13 protein-coding genes and 3 pseudogenes are annotated in these 15,393 nt (G+C 73.4%); 10 read left to right on the top strand and 6 right to left on the bottom strand.

Annotation, left to right across the window (positions count from 1 at the left end; translation table 11 throughout):
* Positions 1-92: 92 nt before the first annotated feature.
* Together AB0K02_RS21670 and AB0K02_RS21665 are read left to right on the top strand one after the other, a co-directional pair.
* Positions 93-560: pseudogene (locus AB0K02_RS21670) on the top strand (TetR/AcrR family transcriptional regulator C-terminal domain-containing protein); the annotation flags it as partial.
* An 87-nt stretch (positions 561-647) separates the two neighbouring features.
* Positions 648-803: a DUF6131 family protein gene (locus tag AB0K02_RS21665; protein WP_365994120.1), complete on the top strand. Its 156-nt coding sequence runs from the start codon at positions 648-650 to the stop codon at positions 801-803.
* A 116-nt stretch (positions 804-919) separates the two neighbouring features.
* Here AB0K02_RS21665 and AB0K02_RS21660 read toward each other — a convergent pair whose 3' ends face one another.
* Positions 920-1,570 carry a TetR/AcrR family transcriptional regulator gene (locus tag AB0K02_RS21660; protein ID WP_365994119.1) on the bottom strand — a complete coding sequence of 217 codons (651 nt, stop codon included), beginning with the start codon at positions 1,568-1,570 and terminating at the stop codon, positions 920-922.
* A 132-nt stretch (positions 1,571-1,702) separates the two neighbouring features.
* Between AB0K02_RS21660 and AB0K02_RS21655 the strand changes: the two genes are divergently transcribed.
* The 4 genes and pseudogenes from AB0K02_RS21655 to AB0K02_RS21640 all read left to right on the top strand — a co-directional run bounded on the left by AB0K02_RS21655 (position 1,703) and on the right by AB0K02_RS21640 (position 6,550).
* Positions 1,703-2,581 carry a metal-dependent hydrolase gene (locus AB0K02_RS21655; RefSeq protein WP_365994118.1) on the top strand — a complete coding sequence of 293 codons (879 nt, stop codon included), beginning with the start codon at positions 1,703-1,705 and terminating at the stop codon, positions 2,579-2,581.
* 177 nt (positions 2,582-2,758) lie between these two features.
* Positions 2,759-3,853, top strand: coding sequence for a PDR/VanB family oxidoreductase (locus tag AB0K02_RS21650; protein WP_365994117.1), 1,095 nt, complete (start codon positions 2,759-2,761; stop codon positions 3,851-3,853).
* Positions 3,854-3,909: 56 nt separating this feature from the next.
* The gene (locus AB0K02_RS21645; protein ID WP_365994116.1) at positions 3,910-4,779 is read left to right on the top strand and encodes a M24 family metallopeptidase; all 870 of its coding nucleotides are present in this window, start codon (positions 3,910-3,912) and stop codon (positions 4,777-4,779) included.
* Positions 4,779-6,550 (top strand): annotated as a pseudogene (locus AB0K02_RS21640) (SDR family oxidoreductase). Before AB0K02_RS21645 ends, AB0K02_RS21640 begins: the two are co-directional and overlap by 1 nt.
* A 557-nt stretch (positions 6,551-7,107) precedes the next feature.
* Here AB0K02_RS21640 and AB0K02_RS21635 read toward each other — a convergent pair.
* From AB0K02_RS21635 to AB0K02_RS21625, 3 genes are all read right to left on the bottom strand, one after another.
* The gene (locus tag AB0K02_RS21635) at positions 7,108-8,118 is read right to left on the bottom strand and encodes an MASE1 domain-containing protein (RefSeq protein WP_365994188.1); all 1,011 of its coding nucleotides are present in this window, start codon (positions 8,116-8,118) and stop codon (positions 7,108-7,110) included.
* A gap of 83 nt (positions 8,119-8,201) precedes the next feature.
* On the bottom strand, positions 8,202-9,047 hold the full coding sequence (locus tag AB0K02_RS21630) for a PP2C family protein-serine/threonine phosphatase (RefSeq protein WP_365994115.1): 846 nt from the start codon (positions 9,045-9,047) through the stop codon (positions 8,202-8,204).
* Between the two features lie 359 nt (positions 9,048-9,406).
* Positions 9,407-9,925, bottom strand: a complete 519-nt coding sequence (locus AB0K02_RS21625) for a GNAT family N-acetyltransferase (RefSeq protein WP_365994114.1) — start codon at positions 9,923-9,925, stop codon at positions 9,407-9,409.
* Between the two features lie 331 nt (positions 9,926-10,256).
* Here AB0K02_RS21625 and AB0K02_RS21620 point away from each other — a divergent pair, with 331 nt between their 5' ends.
* From AB0K02_RS21620 to AB0K02_RS21605, 4 genes and pseudogenes are all read left to right on the top strand, one after another.
* The gene (locus AB0K02_RS21620; protein WP_365994113.1) at positions 10,257-10,841 is read left to right on the top strand and encodes an XRE family transcriptional regulator; all 585 of its coding nucleotides are present in this window, start codon (positions 10,257-10,259) and stop codon (positions 10,839-10,841) included.
* Positions 10,842-11,392: 551 nt separating this feature from the next.
* A pseudogene (locus AB0K02_RS21615) lies at positions 11,393-11,647 on the top strand (monooxygenase); the annotation flags it as partial.
* Between the two features lie 213 nt (positions 11,648-11,860).
* Positions 11,861-12,706 carry a class I SAM-dependent methyltransferase gene (locus AB0K02_RS21610; RefSeq protein WP_365994112.1) on the top strand — a complete coding sequence of 282 codons (846 nt, stop codon included), beginning with the start codon at positions 11,861-11,863 and terminating at the stop codon, positions 12,704-12,706.
* A 93-nt stretch (positions 12,707-12,799) separates the two neighbouring features.
* Positions 12,800-13,429, top strand: a complete 630-nt coding sequence (locus AB0K02_RS21605; protein ID WP_365994111.1) for a DNA polymerase ligase N-terminal domain-containing protein — start codon at positions 12,800-12,802, stop codon at positions 13,427-13,429.
* 137 nt (positions 13,430-13,566) lie between these two features.
* On the opposite strand, the gene AB0K02_RS21600 is transcribed toward AB0K02_RS21605, so the two are convergent.
* Both AB0K02_RS21600 and AB0K02_RS21595 read right to left on the bottom strand, forming a co-directional pair.
* A complete protein-coding gene (locus AB0K02_RS21600; RefSeq protein ID WP_365994110.1) occupies positions 13,567-13,770 on the bottom strand; it encodes a hypothetical protein in 204 nt (67 codons plus the stop codon).
* A gap of 223 nt (positions 13,771-13,993) precedes the next feature.
* A complete protein-coding gene (locus tag AB0K02_RS21595) occupies positions 13,994-15,355 on the bottom strand; it encodes an FAD-dependent oxidoreductase (protein WP_365994109.1) in 1,362 nt (453 codons plus the stop codon).
* Between the last annotated feature and the right edge of the window lie 38 nt (positions 15,356-15,393).

The following is a 15,393-nucleotide window of genomic DNA, read 5'->3' as shown; positions in this document are numbered from 1 at the left end:
GTTCGGTGGCGAATCCGGCGTACACCTCGGGCCGGCTGCGACGCAGCCACAGGGCGAGCCCGACACCGAGGAGGAAGACTGCGGGGACGAGCGGGATCGTCGAGCTGATGCGGGAGCGGGTGTGCGCGGCGATCGACTCCGAGACGCTCGATCTGCGCCCCTGGGACACCGCCATGGCGATGTGGGCCCGCTCCTACCGCGCGGCCTTCGCCGCCCATCCCCGGGTGATCCCGCTGCTGATGACCTCGCCCGTCCGCGCCCCGAAGGTCCTCGAGCAGTACGAGCGGGCCGTCGGCCTGCTGCTGGGCGCGGGGTTCCCGCTCGACGAGGTGATGAACGTGATCATCGCCCTGGAGAACCTCGTCCTGGGCTCGGCCCTCGACACGGCGGCGCCCCAGGCGATGTGGGAGCTCGCCGACGAGGCGGCCACACCCCGGCTCGCGACCGCGCTGTCGCCCCGGCGCGCGGACGCCGCGTTCGAACTCGCCCTCCAGGCATGCGTCGCCCACTTCCGCACCCTCCTGCCGGCCCCGGATTCCGGCCCCGCGTCGCAGTCCTGAGGAGCGACTCACAGAGTCGCCCGTTTGCGCCTGCGGAGAGTGGAAAGCCGTACGGCATAGGGCCGCTCCGACAACGGAGGGAAAGAAATGATCATCCTCGGGCTGATACTTCTGATCGTCGGCGCTGTGGCAAATCTGGGCATTCTGTGGACGATCGGCATCATTCTGATCGCGGTCGGAGCGATCCTCTGGCTGCTCGGCGCGGTCGGTCACGCAGTCGGCGGCCGTCGCCACTATTGGTGACCCGTCCCGGCCGCAACGCCGTAGGCAGCACCACCTGGTACGCAGCACCGACCCGAACACCCACCGCCTCGTCGGCCACAGGCCGGCGGGGCGGTGGCGCGTGGGGGGAGGGTCCGTCACGGGGACGGCCGCACACCGGTCCCGGCGAGGACGCGCTCCCACCGGGCGTCGTCGTCGACCGCCGCCCCGACCAGCGCGTAGAAGCTGCGCTCACACAGTCCGATGAGGGCCGTCCGGTCCGTCGACGGCTCCTCCAGCCACGCCAGGACGACCTCCTCCATGTACGCGAGCCACCCCGCCACGGCCAGCGCGACGGCGGGGGTGTCCGGCACGCCCGCCGCCCGCAGGGCCTGCGAGATCCATCCCGCGAGCGTGGACCGGGCCGAGCGATGGAGGGCACGCGTCCCGCTGCCCGCGTTCAGCCGGGTGACGGCCTGGTAGACGGTCGGGTGCCGGGCCACGTAGTCGACGAAGGTCTCCATGCCGGAGCGCAGTTGCTCGACGGGACTCAGGGCCGGATCGGGCCGGACGTGTGTCAGCAGCTCGTCGGCGGCGGCCTGCAGGATCGCCTGCCGGAAGGTGCGCTGCGATCCGAAGTAGTGGAACAGCAGCCCCGGCGAGACGCCGGCCTCGGCGGCGACGGCCTCGACGGAGATGTCGTCGATGGTGCGGGCCTCGAGGACGCGGCGGGCCGCGGCCAGGATCTGGGTCCGCCGGTCGGTCGGAGGCATCCGGGACGCGCGCGCGGAAGAGCGGTGCCGAGTCATGCCCCCATCCTATTGACAAGAAGTCAATAACTCCTACTGTTGAGTAACCCTCAATAAGGGGGGCGGCCGGGACGCCGCCCCTTTCCCGGGTCCTGCCCATAACCTCTCCACACGTCGGAGGAGTGTGCCCGCATGAGCACCACGGAAGAGCACGACGATCTGGTCCTTCAGCCACGCGACGTCAGCTTCGACTGGGCGAGCCTGCCCCTGCACTGGATCCCCGGCCGGCCGACGGCCACCCACGTGATCAACGTCCTCCACCTGCTCCTGCCGGAGGGGGAGCGCTGGTTCGTGCGCACCTTCCAGGAGGCGCTGCCCCTGATCACCGACGAGAAGCTGCGCGAGGAGGTCCTCGGCTTCGTCGGACAGGAGGCCGTTCACGCCGAGGCTCATCAGGGCGTCCTCGACCACTTCCTGGCCCGGGGCCTCGACCCCCGGCCCTACGTCGAGCAGGTGGCGTTCGTCTTCGGACGGGTCCTCGGCGCACGTCCGGGCCTATCCGAGGTGCGACGGCGGGAGCAGGTGATCGAGCGTGTCGCGATCATCGCGGCTGTCGAGCACTTCACCGCCTTCCTCGGCGACTGGGTGCTCAACGCGGAGGGGCTGGACCGGGCCGGCGCCGATCCGACGATGCTCGATCTGCTCCGCTGGCACGGGGCCGAGGAGGTCGAGCACCGCAGCGTGGCCTACGACCTGCTGCGCCATCTGGACCCCGGATACCTGCGGCGCATCCGCACCATGGCCGTCGGCGGTCCGGTACTCCTCCACCTGTGGATCCGCGGGGCTCGGTTCCTGATCGCCGCCGATCCGACTCTCCCGCCGGGCGCCCGGCCCACCTGGCGCGCCTACCGGGAGGCAGCCCGGCACGGACTGCTGCCGCGGCTCGGCAGGCTGACCCGCTCCGCCTCCCGCTACCTCAGTCCCCGCTACCACCCCTCGCAGGAGGGTTCGACCCGGCAGGCGGTCGCCTACCTCGGCTCCTCTCCGGCTGCCCGCGCCGCCGCGCACTGAGCGGGCCCGGGCCCGGACCGCCGGCGTCGCACGCCGCGGGCACCCGCTCCCCCGCGCGCCGTACGCACCCGCCCCAGGCCCCCACGCCCTGCGCACCGCCCAGCCCGCCACCGTACCCACGCCCCAGTCCCACGCCGTACGCACCTGACCCGCCGTGCGCCAGACAAGGACCCTCCGATGAGCCGCCACCGCGCCCCCGCGCCACCCGACCTGTACGGAAGAGGCCGCAGCGACCGCTTCCTGCGTTTCCTCGCCGCGTTCTCCGACGTCTACCTCCCCGCTGTCACCACCGCCGACCGCTACGGACGGCGTCCGCCCCGCCCCACCGCCGCCTCCCGCGAACTCGTCGTCGTCGCCCGCGAGACGGAGGCAGAGGACGTGGTCTCGCTGCGACTGACCGCACCCGACCGCTCCCCGCTGCCCCGCTGGCAGGCCGGTGCCCATCTCGACCTGTGCCTGCCGTCCGGCCGCGTACGGCAGTACTCCCTGTGCGGCACGGCGGACGACCGGTACGGGTACCGGATCGCGGTCCGCCGCATCGCCGGCGGTGGCGGCGGATCCGCAGAGGTGCACGACGCCTTGCCGGTGGGCTCGCGCGTCACCGTCAAGGGGCCGCGCAACGCGTTCCCCTTCGCCGCGGAGCCGGCCGTGCTGTTCCTCGCGGGAGGCATCGGCATCACGCCGATCCTGCCGATGGCCCGCGAGGCCGCCCGGCTCGGGCTCGACTGGCGCCTGGTCCACACCGGCCGCTCGCGTGCCTCGCTGCCGTTCGCCGCGGAACTCGGCGAACTCGCGGCACTCGGCGGCGACCGGGTGGAGATCCTGACCGACGACGAGCACGGCGTACCCGACGGCGCGGACCTCCTCCGCCGCGCGCCCGCGGGAGCCGCCGTCTACTGCTGCGGCCCGGGCCCCCTGCTGGACTCCGTACGCGGCGCCCTCGACGGGAGCGGCGCGTCCGCCCTGCACTTCGAACGGTTCACGGCCGCTCCGGTCCTCGACGGCCGGCCGTTCGAGCTGAGGCTGCGGCGCAGCGGTGAGGTCCTGCCCGTGCCCGCCGACCGGTCCGTTCTCGACGTGCTGCTCGAGAGGGACCCGGCGACCCCGTACTCCTGCCGCCAGGGATTCTGCGGCGTGTGCACCCAGCGGGTCACCGCCGGCACGGCTGACCACCGGGACGGCAGACTCACCGAGCGGGAGCGGGCCGACGGGCGGATCCGCGTATGCGTCTCCCGGGCGCCCGAGGGCTCCCGCCTCGAACTGGACCTGTAGCCCTGCCCTCCCGGGACGCACAGGCCCCTCTCCCCCGACACCACGAAGGCGAGACCATGAGCACCGACGCGACACACCGCACGACACGCTCCTCCCGCATGCCCTCGTTCCCGTTCGACGACCACGACCTCGACCGTTTCCGCGAACTCCAGCAGCTCGCCTACGGCTGTGCGCAGCGGGTCGGCGACTGGCTGGAACCCGGCGTCACCGAACGCCAGGCCGCCGCGCGGCTGCGCCGCGAACTGGTCACGGAGGGCGTCCAGGACTTCTTCCACGTGCCCTTCGCCTGGTTCGGCGACCGCACCGCGTTCCGGCACTTCCGCACACCGCTGCAGTTCTTCGCCAGCGGCCGCCGCCTCGAGGAGGGCATGTCCTACGTCCTGGACTGCGCCCCCGTCGTCGACGGCTACACGGCCGACATCGGCTACGCGGGCAAGATCGGCGACAACCCGGTCTGGGACCGGATCGCCCAGGACCTGCGCGAGTACCGCGAACTGATCGTGCGGGAGGTGCGACTGCGCAAGCCGCTCGACGAGGTGTACGCGGCCGTGGACGCACTGATCGCCGAGCACGGTTACGACAACCGCCACAAGGTCTACCCGGGGCGGGTCATCGGACACCAGGTCACCCGGATGAAGGCGCGCGGCCCGGCCGGGGTCACCGTGTTCGGCTTCGGCGTGCGCACCCTGCAGACCCTGGGCCGCGAACTGATCAGCGAGCGGCTGCACGGCCGGTCCCCGCTGTGGGCCGACGGCCGCTCCTCGCGCCACGCCCCGACGCCGGGGCTGTGGGCCGTCGAACCGCACATCGGGTTCCGGGACGTGGGGCTGAAGTTCGAGGAACTGCTCGTGGTCACCGAGGACGACGCCTACTGGCTCGACGACGACCTGCCCCACGTCCGCCGCTGGCAGCAGGCGGCAGCGTGATGACCGCCGCAGACGCGCCCGGCGCCCCGGGGGAGCCCCGCCGCCGCACCGTGCGCTCCGGCGGCGTCCCGCTCGCCGTGTACGAGCAGGGCGACCCCGCCCGCCCCACCGTGCTGCTGGTGCACGGCTACCCCGACACCCACCGCGTGTGGGACGACGTCGCCGCCGCGCTCGCCGCCGAGCACCACGTCGTGCGCTACGACGTGCGCGGCGCCGGCGACTCGGGCCGCCCCGCCCGCCGGCGCGACTACCGCCTGGAACTGCTCGCAGGCGACCTGTTCGCCGTGGCCGGGGCCGTCAGCCCGGACCGCCCGGTCCACGTGGTCGCCCACGACTGGGGCTCCATCCAGTCCTGGGAGGCCGTCACCCACCCCGACGCGGCCGGCCGCATCGCCTCGTACACCTCGATCTCGGGCCCGTGCCTCGACCACGTCGGACACTGGATCCGCCACCGCCTGGCGCGGCCCACGCCACGGCATGTGGCCCAGCTCCTGGGGCAGTTGGCGCACTCCTGGTACATCGCCGTGTTCCATCTGCCCGTCCTCGCGCCCGCCGCGTGGCGGCACGGACTGGCCGACCGCTGGGGCACGGTCCTGCGCCTCGCCGAGGCCGTGACCCCGCGGCCCGGCCACCCGCAGCCCACCCTCGCCGATGACGCGGTACGCGGCATCAACCTCTACCGCGCCAACATGCTCCCCCGGCTGCTGCGCCCGAGGGCCCGGCCCACCACGGTCCCGGTGCAGCTCATCGGCCTCACGCGGGACCACTACGTCAGTCCGGCACTCGCCGAGGGCCTCGAACGCTGGGTCCCCCACCTGTGGCGGCGCACCGTGCCCGCCACCCACTGGTCCGCACTGCTGGAGAAGGGAACCACCGTGGCCCGTATGGTCGAGGAGTTCGTCGCCCGTCCCGAGGCGCGGACATGACGGCGGCCCGCCGGTCACGGGAGGACCGCAGGCCGTTCACCGGCCGGCTGGCCGTCGTCACCGGCGCCGGCAGCGGCATCGGCCGGGCCACCGCCCTGGCCTTCGCCGAGCAGGGCGCCGACGTCGCGCTGTGCGACCTCGACCCGGAGGCCGCCGAGCGCACCGCCGAACTGGCCCGCCTGCTCGGCGCATCGGCCCGCGCCTGGCGGGTCGACGTCTCGGACGGCACGGCGGTCGACGCGTTCGCCGCCGACGTCACCGCGGCGTTCGGCGTGCCGGACATCGTCGTGAACAACGCGGGCATCGGCCACTCCGGCACGTTCCTGGAGACGACGGAGCAGGAGTGGCGGCGCGTCCTGGACGTCAACCTGTGGGGTGTCATCCATGGCTGCCGCGCCTTCGGCAGCCTCATGGCCGAACGCGGCGAGGGCGGGCACATCGTCAACCTCGCGTCGGCCGCCGCCTACCTGCCGTCCAAGATGCTGGCGGCCTACGCCACCAGCAAGGCCGCCGTCTTCATGCTCTCCGACTGCCTGCGTGCCGAGATGGCCGGTTTCGGCGTGGGCGTGTCCTCGATCTGTCCCGGCATCGTCAACACCAACATCACGAGGACGACGACCTTCTCCGGTCTCGACGCCGCGCAGCAGGCCGCACGGCAGAAGCGGGTATCCGGCATGTACGCCAGGCGGAACTTCCCGCCGGAGAAGGTGGCCGACGAGATCCTGCGCGCGGTCACCGATGACCGCGCGGTGGTGCCCGTCACCTTCGAGGCCAAGGCGGCACGCCTCATCGGCCGGCTCTCCCCCGGCCTGCTGCGCGCCGCAGCCCGCTTCGACATCGGCTGAGTCAGCGCGGTCCTTGCCCCGCCGCTCCCCCGAGGGGCTCCCCTGCGGGCGCGACGGGAGGACGGCCTCCCGCCGGGTGCCCGGCCGCAGCCGGCCCCGGCGGGTACGGTGCGGGACGGCCCCCGCCGGCGACCGCACGGGGCCCGGGGCGGACGCGTCGGCACCGGTGCGGGTGGCGCGACCGGTGCCCGGCCGCACCGGTCACCGGTCCCGGGCGTCGTCACCGGCAACGGCCCATGTGCCTCGGCGCGGTGGCCGCGCAGCAGGGTGTCCGGCCTGCCCACGGCCCCCGCGGGGGGATGCCCGTGGCACACTCGGGGGCCGGGCGCGGGGAGACCGCGCCGCGCCCCTACCCCTTCGGCATGGGCCGGAACGAGCCGCCGTACATGGGCAGTTCGATCCGGTCGCCGTAGCGTGCGAGCTGGGCCCAGGGGCGGTTGATGCCCGAGGAGCCGTACGTGCGCACGCGCGTGACGGCGTCGAGAACGGGAGACGCGGCGACGTGCCCGGACGCAGACCGGGGCCCGCGTCCGGCGGACGCGGACGCGGGCGCGGCGCTACTCGTCCGCAGCCTTGGGCCCCTTGCCCTTCCGTCTGTCGGCCAGCGGCCACAGGTGGGCTGTCTCGCCGGGCGCGAGCTGGTCCACCACCTCCGCGAGGACCCAGCACGCCTGCTCGATCCTGCGCCGGATGCCGATCTGCTCGGTGACGATGGCGGCGAGCAGCAGTCCCGTCAGCGCGGCGCAGCCGTTGAGCGCCTGGAGGATCACCATGACCTCCATCAGCGTGCGGCCCGCGAACGGCCCGGCCCCTGCCGTCGCGGCGGCGATCGCCAGCACCGAGATCAGCACGGCGCACGGAGCCGATCCGGCCAGCTGGAAGCGCAGCGCCGCCCAGATCAGCACCGGGAAGACCAGGAACAGCAGGGCCAGTTCGGTTCGGGTGACGAGCAGGGTGACGGCTGTCGACGTCAGGCACAGTGCCGTTGCCTCGGTCCACCAGTACGGCCGCGTGTCGCGGGGCAGCCGGGCGCGGCGCAGCACCAGCAGGAGCGGCGTGATCACCAGGACGCCCATCGCGTCACCGGCCCACCACGCCGACCACACCGGCCAGAACTCGCCGAGCGGCAGCGATCCGCTCCACACCACCGTCAGCACGCCGAAGGTCGCGCTGATCAGCATGCCGCCCGCCCCGAGGAACACCAGTGCGAGGCCGTCCCGCAACCGGTCAAGCTCCGTGCGGAAGTCGATCCGCCGGAGCAGCAGGTAGGCGACGACCGGCCCGAGGGTGTTCCCCATCACCACGCCGCTCGTGGCGAAATCCACGGTGTCGATCGTCGCGATGGTGGCGAGCACGCCCACGGCGATGCCGGGCCACACCCCGACGCCCATCCAGAGCAGACAGCTCAGGGCGATCCCGGTGGGCGGCCACAGCGGTGTCACGACCGCGCCCTCGACCGCCACCTGCTGAAGGAGGCCGATCCGTCCGCCGACCCAGTAGGCGGCGGCGACGGCGAGCATCCGCAGCAGCGCTGCGGCCGGACGTCGGAGGTGTTCACTACGGGGCACGTCTGTCATCAGACAACGTTCCCGGCTCCGTGCGCCGCCCTGACACGCCCTGCCCGCACGGCGATCCACCGGCCTGTGTGAGGTCACGGGCCTGTCGGGCGGCTCTCCTCGGGGTCGTGGACGAGCACCAGGACGGCGGCGTCGTCCGTGTGGTCCGTCTGCGCCGCGACCCCCATCACCTGCGACGCCAGCTCGGAGGCCGCGGCGCCGGTCAGGACCGCGGAGCGGACCAGGCGGGCCACGGCGTCCAGACCCGCCTCGATCGGATACGACGGCCCTTCCACGACGCCGTCCGTGACCAGGACGAAGGCGCCCCCGCTGGAAAGCCGGCGCAGCGTCACGGGATACGCCTCGCCGGGCAGGATGCCCAGCGGCACGCCCGCCTCGTCCTCCGCGACCCCGCCCTGTCCGCCGGCCGTCGCCCAAACGGCGGGCACATGGCCGGCCCTGGCGCTCTCCAGGTCGCCGGTGGCGGGATCGAAGCGGAGGAAGCTGCAGGTCGCGAAGAGGCCGTGGTCCATGGAGACCAGCAGTTCGTTGGCCCGGCCCAGGACCTCGCCGGGATCGGTGGTGGCGGTGGCCACGGCGCGCAGCCCCATGCGGACCTGTCCCATGAAGGCGGCGGCCTCCACGTCGTGTCCCTGGACGTCGCCGATCGAGAAGCCGAGCGAGCCGTCCGGCAGGACGAAGCCGTCGTACCAGTCACCGCCGATGTCAAGGCCGTTGCGCGCCGGCACGTACTCGGCCGCGACCCGCAGGCCGGGGCAATCGGGAAGCCCGGTGGGCAGCATGGAGCGCTGGAGGGCCTCGGCGAGTTCGACGCGGGCGCGCTGGCGCTCGGCGCCCTGCCGCACCCGGTCGGTCAGCCGCCCCAGGGTCGTCAGGAGATCGTCGGCGGTCGCCGATCGCGAGGGACGACGCCGGGTCATGGACCTCTCCGAGGAACGTCCGAAGGCTGACTGGCCCGGCCACTTCCTCACGCGGTGGCCCCGGCTCAGCTGGGCTCGTGCAACCCGCACTCATTATATTTCCGGCGAACGCGCCGCCGCTCGGTGCGGCCGGCGGCGACGGGCAGGCGGTGGCGAGGCGCAGGCGGCGGTCGCCGGACGGTGCCCGCCACGAGTCCCATGAGGTCGGACCGCACGTCGCCGCCACAGGCGCGGCCGGCGGCAGGGCAGACGCAGGCGGCCGGTCCTTCCGGCGCGCCGGAAGGACCGGCCGCACCATCGGCACGGACGGAACACGCGTGCGCCGGCTCCCGGAGGTCCCGTCCCCCGGTGGCGCGTGGCTAGCGGGCCCGGCCCGCGGTCCGGCCGGCCGGAAGGCCGCCCGGTGTACCGGTGAGGTCCAGCTCCCCGACCACCTGGTCCCCGCTCATCTCACCGGTCGGCCGGAAACCGAGCCCGAGACAGAAGTCCTCCGGCCCGTTCTCCCCCTGCTTCCAGGTCACCGTCACCCGTGTGCCGCCACGCCTGCGGATCTCCTCGCACACGGACCGCACGGCGAAGCGGCCGTACCCGCGCCCCTGTTCCGCCGCGGCGACGGCAAGCCGCCACAGCCCCGAGCGCGGCCGGTCGTCGGGGTCGCCGGGGCTGAACCGTACGTCGAAGAAGGCCATCACGAAGCCGACGGGCCGGTCCCCGTCGACGATCAGCCGCGGCCAGGCGATGTCGGGCTGCGCGTACGCCTCGGCGAGGGAGCGCGCGCCGGGGGCCGCGAAGTCCTGCTGGTCGGGTCGGACCGCGAGGTCGCACGCGGCGATCACGTTGTCGGCGGTGATCTTCTCCAGGCGGAGCGACGCTGTCATGCCGCGCACCCTATCGACGGCACCCGGCGGTCCTCGAACGCATTTTCAGGAACGGTGCCGGCCGTCTGCGACAGGGCGTTGCCCTGAAGGGAGCCGGGGCGTTCAGGCGGTTGTCACGGTGCGTCAGCACGTGCGCCTTGCGGCCACCGAGGAAGTCGGCGCACCCGTGGCGAGGGGGACGCCCAGGGCCCCCAGCAGAGCGATCACAACAGGCAGATCCCTTACCATTGCAGTGCAACGACTGAGCCGCACAGCGAAACGACCGAAAGTCGTCAGCCGAACCGACCGGACGGTGCAGCAGAGCGGGCCCACGGGCGAGGAGGACGATCGGATGGCCGAGGCAGAGGAAGCTCTGCGCACACTGGCGCGCAACGTCAGGGCGGCCCGCAACCGCGCCGGTCTGTCCCTGGACGAGCTCGGCCGGCGCGCCAGGGTCAGCAAGGGCGCCCTGGTCGGCCTGGAGAAGGCCCAGGGCAACCCCAACTTCGCCACTCTGGTCCGGCTCGCCGACACCCTCGGCGTCTCCGTCTCCGCCCTGATGGAAGGCCCGGCCGAAGGCCGCGTCCGCGTCGTGTCCGCCGACGCCGTGATGCCCCTGTGGGCCGGCAGCCGGGGCAGCGAGGCACGGCTCATGCTGACGACCTCGGGCTCTGCCCCGGTCGAGGTCTGGCGCTGGAAGCTCGAACCCGGCGAGGAGTACCCCAGCCACCCCCACCAGCCGGGAGTCGTCGAAACCGTCTCCGTCACCTCCGGTCGGATGACCCTGGTGGTCGACGGCGCCGAGCACCCCGTCGAAGCCGGACAGACCGCCGCCTTCGACGGAGACGCCCCGCACACCTACCGCGGCTCGGGCGACGAGACGTGCCACCTGATCATGACCGTCCACCTGCCGTCCGGACCCGCGGGCACTGCTTGATCCCGAGCACTCGGCACGCCGCGTGCGAGGGGTGGTTCGGACTGAGTACGAGAGGCACCGTCCCTGAGTACCTCGTCCGATTCCCGCCGCTCGCGCCGCTGGTGGAATGGCGTCCATGACTCCCGACGCGTCCCTCCGCCCCCGTCTGCGGCACGTCACCGCGACCGGAACCGCCCTGGCGGGCGTCCTGCTGCCCCTGGTGGCCGGAATGCTGCTCGCCAGGTCGGTCGGCTCGGACCCGATGACTCCGGTCAACACGCTCATCACGCACGGCGGGCAGCGTGCCGGCGCGTTGCCGGGCCAGTGGCGCGGGTGCCGCCGGTACGCGCTGCGCCGCGGGGCGGGACACGTCACGAGGCCGACGGCGCATTGGACCCGAGACAGCGCTCAACTCGTCAACCGGGTCCGGAGTCTCGCGGGGCGCAAGTTCTCTGACGGATCGTCATCGAGCCGTCTCGGTGATCGTCGCGCCGCGGGCCGTGACACTGGTCGGACGAGACCGGCTCGCTGACTCACGTTCAACCCGGTCTACGGGCGGGGCGTGGCCGTCGCGGCGAATGCCGGGCGCCAAGGGGAACGCCGTCACCGTCCGGGCCCTGGACCGGCCTGCCGACTGGTATCCGGACCGTGTCCAGCAGCGGTATCCGGGAGATCCCGTCGTAGGGCCCGCATTCCGCTCCGTGCTGACGCTCACCTCGCCGCTGACCGCGCTCTTCGCCCCCAAGGTGGCCCGAGCCGTACTCTTCGGCCCCGTGCCGCGTACGCCGGCCGAGCCGCCCATGACCCGCGAGACCTCGTCCGGCTGAGCCCGCGCCGCGCGGGCCGTTCGGCAGGCCGCGCGTGGGGGGACGGCGGCCGGGCGGCGCAGCGCGGGGCATCGGCGGATGATGGGAAGGAGGTGACCAGGTCCCTCCGGCAGACCGGGGCGCGCCGTCGCCCCGGAGGGCCGCCGGAGGTGCCTCGCGCCGGACCCGGCCGTCCCGGAGCGGACGCGCAGAAGGCTTGCGAGGAGATCCGTCATGAGCGACGCGAACGGGGCGGCCTCAGCCGACCGCGCCCTGAAGACCAAGCACCGGAAGATGTGGGCGCTGGGTGACTATCCGGCCGTGGCGTCCGAGCTCATCCCGGAGCTGGGGCCCGCTCTGGTGCGGGCCTGTGGGGTGAGCGGCGGACAGCGCGTGCTCGATGTCGCTGCCGGTGCGGGCAACGCCGCGATCCCCGCGGCGCTCGCCGGTGCCGATGTCGTGGCGTCCGACCTCACCCCGGAGCTGCTGGAGGCGGGGCGGCAGGCGGCGGAGAAGCAGGGCGTGAAGCTGGAGTGGCGCGAGGCGGACGCCGAGGCGCTGCCGTTCGGGGACGGCGAGTTCGACATCGTGATGTCCTGCGTCGGGGTCATGTTCGCCCCGCACCACCAGGCGGCGGCCGACGAGCTCTTGCGGGTCTGCCGGCCGGGCGGCACGATCGGCCTGGTCAACTGGACACCCGAGGGCTTCATCGGGCGCATGTTCGCGACGATGAAGCCGTACGCGCCACCGCCTCCGCCCGGTGCCCGGCCTCCGCCGCTGTGGGGGCAGGAGCAGCACGTCCGGGCGCTGTTCGCCGACCGGGTGACCGATGTGGACGCCCGCCGGCAGACGGTACGGGTGGACCGGTTCGAGTCGCCGGAGGCGTTCCGCGACTACTTCAAGGCGAACTACGGCCCCACCATCGCCACGTACCGGAACATCGCCGAGGACCCCGACCGTGTCGCCGCGCTCGACCGGGAACTCGCGGCTCTGGCGCGCCGGGCCAGCGACACGGACGAGACCGCGCCGACGGCCATGGAGTGGGAGTACCTGCTGCTCACCGCGCGCAAGCTGAGCTGAGGCGGCCGCCGCCGGACCGGAGGGGCGCTTACGCACGCGGGTGCCGGGTACCCCGGGCGTCGGGAGCCGTGGCCGGACGCGAAGGAGGTCCCGATGCCCTCGACAGACCCCCTGGCGGAGTACCACCGCAGACGCGACTTCCGCAGAACGGCCGAGCCTGAGGGGAGCACCGGGTCCGGCGGACGGCCCGAGCCCTCGTTCGTGGTGCAGATCCACGACGCCACCGCCATGCACTTCGACTTCCGGCTGGAAGTGGACGGGGTTCTCAAGAGCTGGGCCGTGCCGAAGGGCCCGTCCGCCGACCCGCACGACAAGCGCCTGGCGATGCCGACCGAGGACCATCCGCTCGACTACGCGGACTTCGAGGGGGTGATCGCCGAGGGCGAGTACGGCGGCGGCACCGTGATCATCTGGGACGAGGGCACGTACCACAGCCTCGCCACCGACCGGCGGGGGCGCGAGATCCCGTTCGCGGACGCCCTGCGCGAGGGTCACGCCTCGTTCTGCCTGCACGGCGGCAAGCTCCGCGGCGGGTACGCGCTGACCCGGACCCGGCCCGGTGGGGACGGGCAGCGCGAGACCTGGCTGCTGGTGAAGAGGAATGACCGGCACGCCTCCTCGCGCCATGCGACGGAGCCGCGCCGGGCGAGGTCCGCACGCACCGGCCGCACCCTCAAGCGGGTGGCGGCCGACGCCGCGGCGGACGGGTCGTCGGAGCGCTGAGGCGCCCGCGGCGAACACGCCGGACGCCCGGTCTCCTCGCGAGGAGACCGGGCGTCCGGCGTGTTCGGGGTGTCCGGCGTGTTCGGGGTGTCCGGCGTGTACGGGGTGTTCTGGCGCTGTCGGACTCCTGGGCGTGCTCAGACCTGGTCGGCCGTGCGCTCCAGGGCCGCCCGGGCGTCGCTGTCGGCGTCGGCGATGAGGGCGTCGGCGCTGCTGAGAGCGTCGGGGGCGGTCAGCGCCCCGTCCAGGGCGTCCGCCTGCGCGGCGGGCGGCGGGCTGATGGCGGCGATCACGGCGCCGGTGGCGAAGGACATGACGGCAAGGATGCTGCGCTTCTTCATGCTCCTTTCAACTGCCGGGGCCCGCCGGAGGACACGGCCGAACCCGAGTCGCTCGGCGAGGTCGGCCACTCATGGGTGCGGGCACCCGGGGACCGGCCCCCCGCGGCCCGAGGGCCGGACTGTGGGACCGCTCAGCCAGGGTCAGGACGGGTCGGCACGAGGCGGCACGGGGCGGTCGGCACGGGGCGGGACGGGCAGCGGTGTGATGCGGTCGCAGCGGGCATCAGCTGCGGGCGCGCAGCGAGGCCGTGTGTTCGCGGATCTGCTCCGGCGTCAGGTAGGTGTCGCTGTACTCGAAGTCCCGCAGCGTTCCGGCCTTCTGCGCCTGGAAGCCGGTCCGCACGAAGTCGTCGCCCGCGACGGCGTTGAGCATCCAGTTGGTCATGACACGGATCTTGGCGACGTTGGTCCGCAGCGCGGACCAGTGGTAGCCGCGTGCCACGGCCTGTGCGGGCAGGCCGCGCAGTTCGATGCCGAGGGGCTTGGATACGGCGTCCTTGCCGCCCAGGTCGACCACCAGCCCCAGGTCCTTGTGCGCGTACCGCCGCAACTGCTGCCCGCGCAGCGAGGCGATGACATTGCCCGCGACCTTGCGTCCCTGGCGCAGGGCGTGCTGGGCGGTGGGCGGGCAGACGGCTCCGTCGCCCTTGGCCAGGTCCGGCACCGCAGCGGCGTCGCCGAGGGCGAACACGCCGTCGGCGCCCGGGACGGTCATCTCGGGGGTCACGACCAGACGGCCCCGGACCGTCTCCGCGTCCAGCGTGCCGACCAGTGGGCTCGCCGCGACGCCGGCCGTCCAGATGAGCGTGCGGCTCGGCAGGACACGGCCGTCGGTGAGGGTCACCTTCTCGGGCCCGGCCTCGGCGACCGACACGCCGAGGGACACCTCGATGCCGCGTTTGCGCAGGATGTCCAGGGCGACGGAGCCGAGGCGGTCGCCGAGTTCGGGCATCAGTTTGGGCGCGATGTCGACGAGGTGCCACTTGATCTGCCGGGGGTCGAGGCGCGGATACCGCCTCACGGCGTGGTGGGTCAGGCGTTGCAGGCACGCGGCCGTCTCGGTGCCGGCGTAGCCGCCGCCGACCACCACGAACTGCAGCCGGGACGTCCGTTCCGCCTCGTCCTGGCTCGCGTCGGCCAGGTCCAGCTGCGCGATGACGTGGTCGCGGACGTAGGCGGCCTCGGCCAGCGTCTTCATGCCCCGCGCGTGCTCGAGAAGGCCGGGGATGTCGAAGGTCCGCGTGATGCTGCCGGGTGCCAGGACGAGCCGGTCGTACCTCTGGGCCACGATCTCGCCCGTGATCTTCCGCAAGACGCACACCTTCGCCGCGGTGTCCACGCCGATCGCTCCGCCGGGGATGATCCGGGTCCGGTGCCTGCGGCTGCGCCGCAGCGAGAGGGCCACCGACTGAGGGGTGAGCACGCCGGCCGCCACCTGCGGCAGCAGGGGCAGGTAGAGCTGGTACGAGAACGGTGTGACCAGCAGGATCTCCGCCTCGGCAGCGGACAGTTCGCGCTCCAGCCGGCGTACGCACTCCACTCCTGCGAATCCGGCGCCCACCACGAGAATCGTCGGTCGTGCCACGGTGTCCGTCCCTTCCGAGTCGGCGGGTCTCCCGCCTC

It is taken from the genome of Streptomyces sp. NPDC049597 (genome assembly GCF_040675505.1).
Classification (GTDB): Bacteria; Actinomycetota; Actinomycetes; order Streptomycetales; family Streptomycetaceae; genus Streptomyces.
This window is presented reverse-complemented; position numbering and strand designations above follow the sequence as displayed.

Coding starts and splice junctions, on each gene's coding strand:
- AB0K02_RS21665 (WP_365994120.1), top strand. CDS start 648: ATGATCATCCTCGGGCTGATACTTCTGATCGTCGGCGCTGTGGCAAAT.
- AB0K02_RS21660 (WP_365994119.1), bottom strand. CDS start 1,570: ATGACTCGGCACCGCTCTTCCGCGCGCGCGTCCCGGATGCCTCCGACC.
- AB0K02_RS21655 (WP_365994118.1), top strand. CDS start 1,703: ATGAGCACCACGGAAGAGCACGACGATCTGGTCCTTCAGCCACGCGAC.
- AB0K02_RS21650 (WP_365994117.1), top strand. CDS start 2,759: ATGAGCCGCCACCGCGCCCCCGCGCCACCCGACCTGTACGGAAGAGGC.
- AB0K02_RS21645 (WP_365994116.1), top strand. CDS start 3,910: ATGAGCACCGACGCGACACACCGCACGACACGCTCCTCCCGCATGCCC.
- AB0K02_RS21630 (WP_365994115.1), bottom strand. CDS start 9,047: ATGACCCGGCGTCGTCCCTCGCGATCGGCGACCGCCGACGATCTCCTG.
- AB0K02_RS21625 (WP_365994114.1), bottom strand. CDS start 9,925: ATGACAGCGTCGCTCCGCCTGGAGAAGATCACCGCCGACAACGTGATC.
- AB0K02_RS21620 (WP_365994113.1), top strand. CDS start 10,257: ATGGCCGAGGCAGAGGAAGCTCTGCGCACACTGGCGCGCAACGTCAGG.
- AB0K02_RS21610 (WP_365994112.1), top strand. CDS start 11,861: ATGAGCGACGCGAACGGGGCGGCCTCAGCCGACCGCGCCCTGAAGACC.
- AB0K02_RS21605 (WP_365994111.1), top strand. CDS start 12,800: ATGCCCTCGACAGACCCCCTGGCGGAGTACCACCGCAGACGCGACTTC.
- AB0K02_RS21600 (WP_365994110.1), bottom strand. CDS start 13,770: ATGAAGAAGCGCAGCATCCTTGCCGTCATGTCCTTCGCCACCGGCGCC.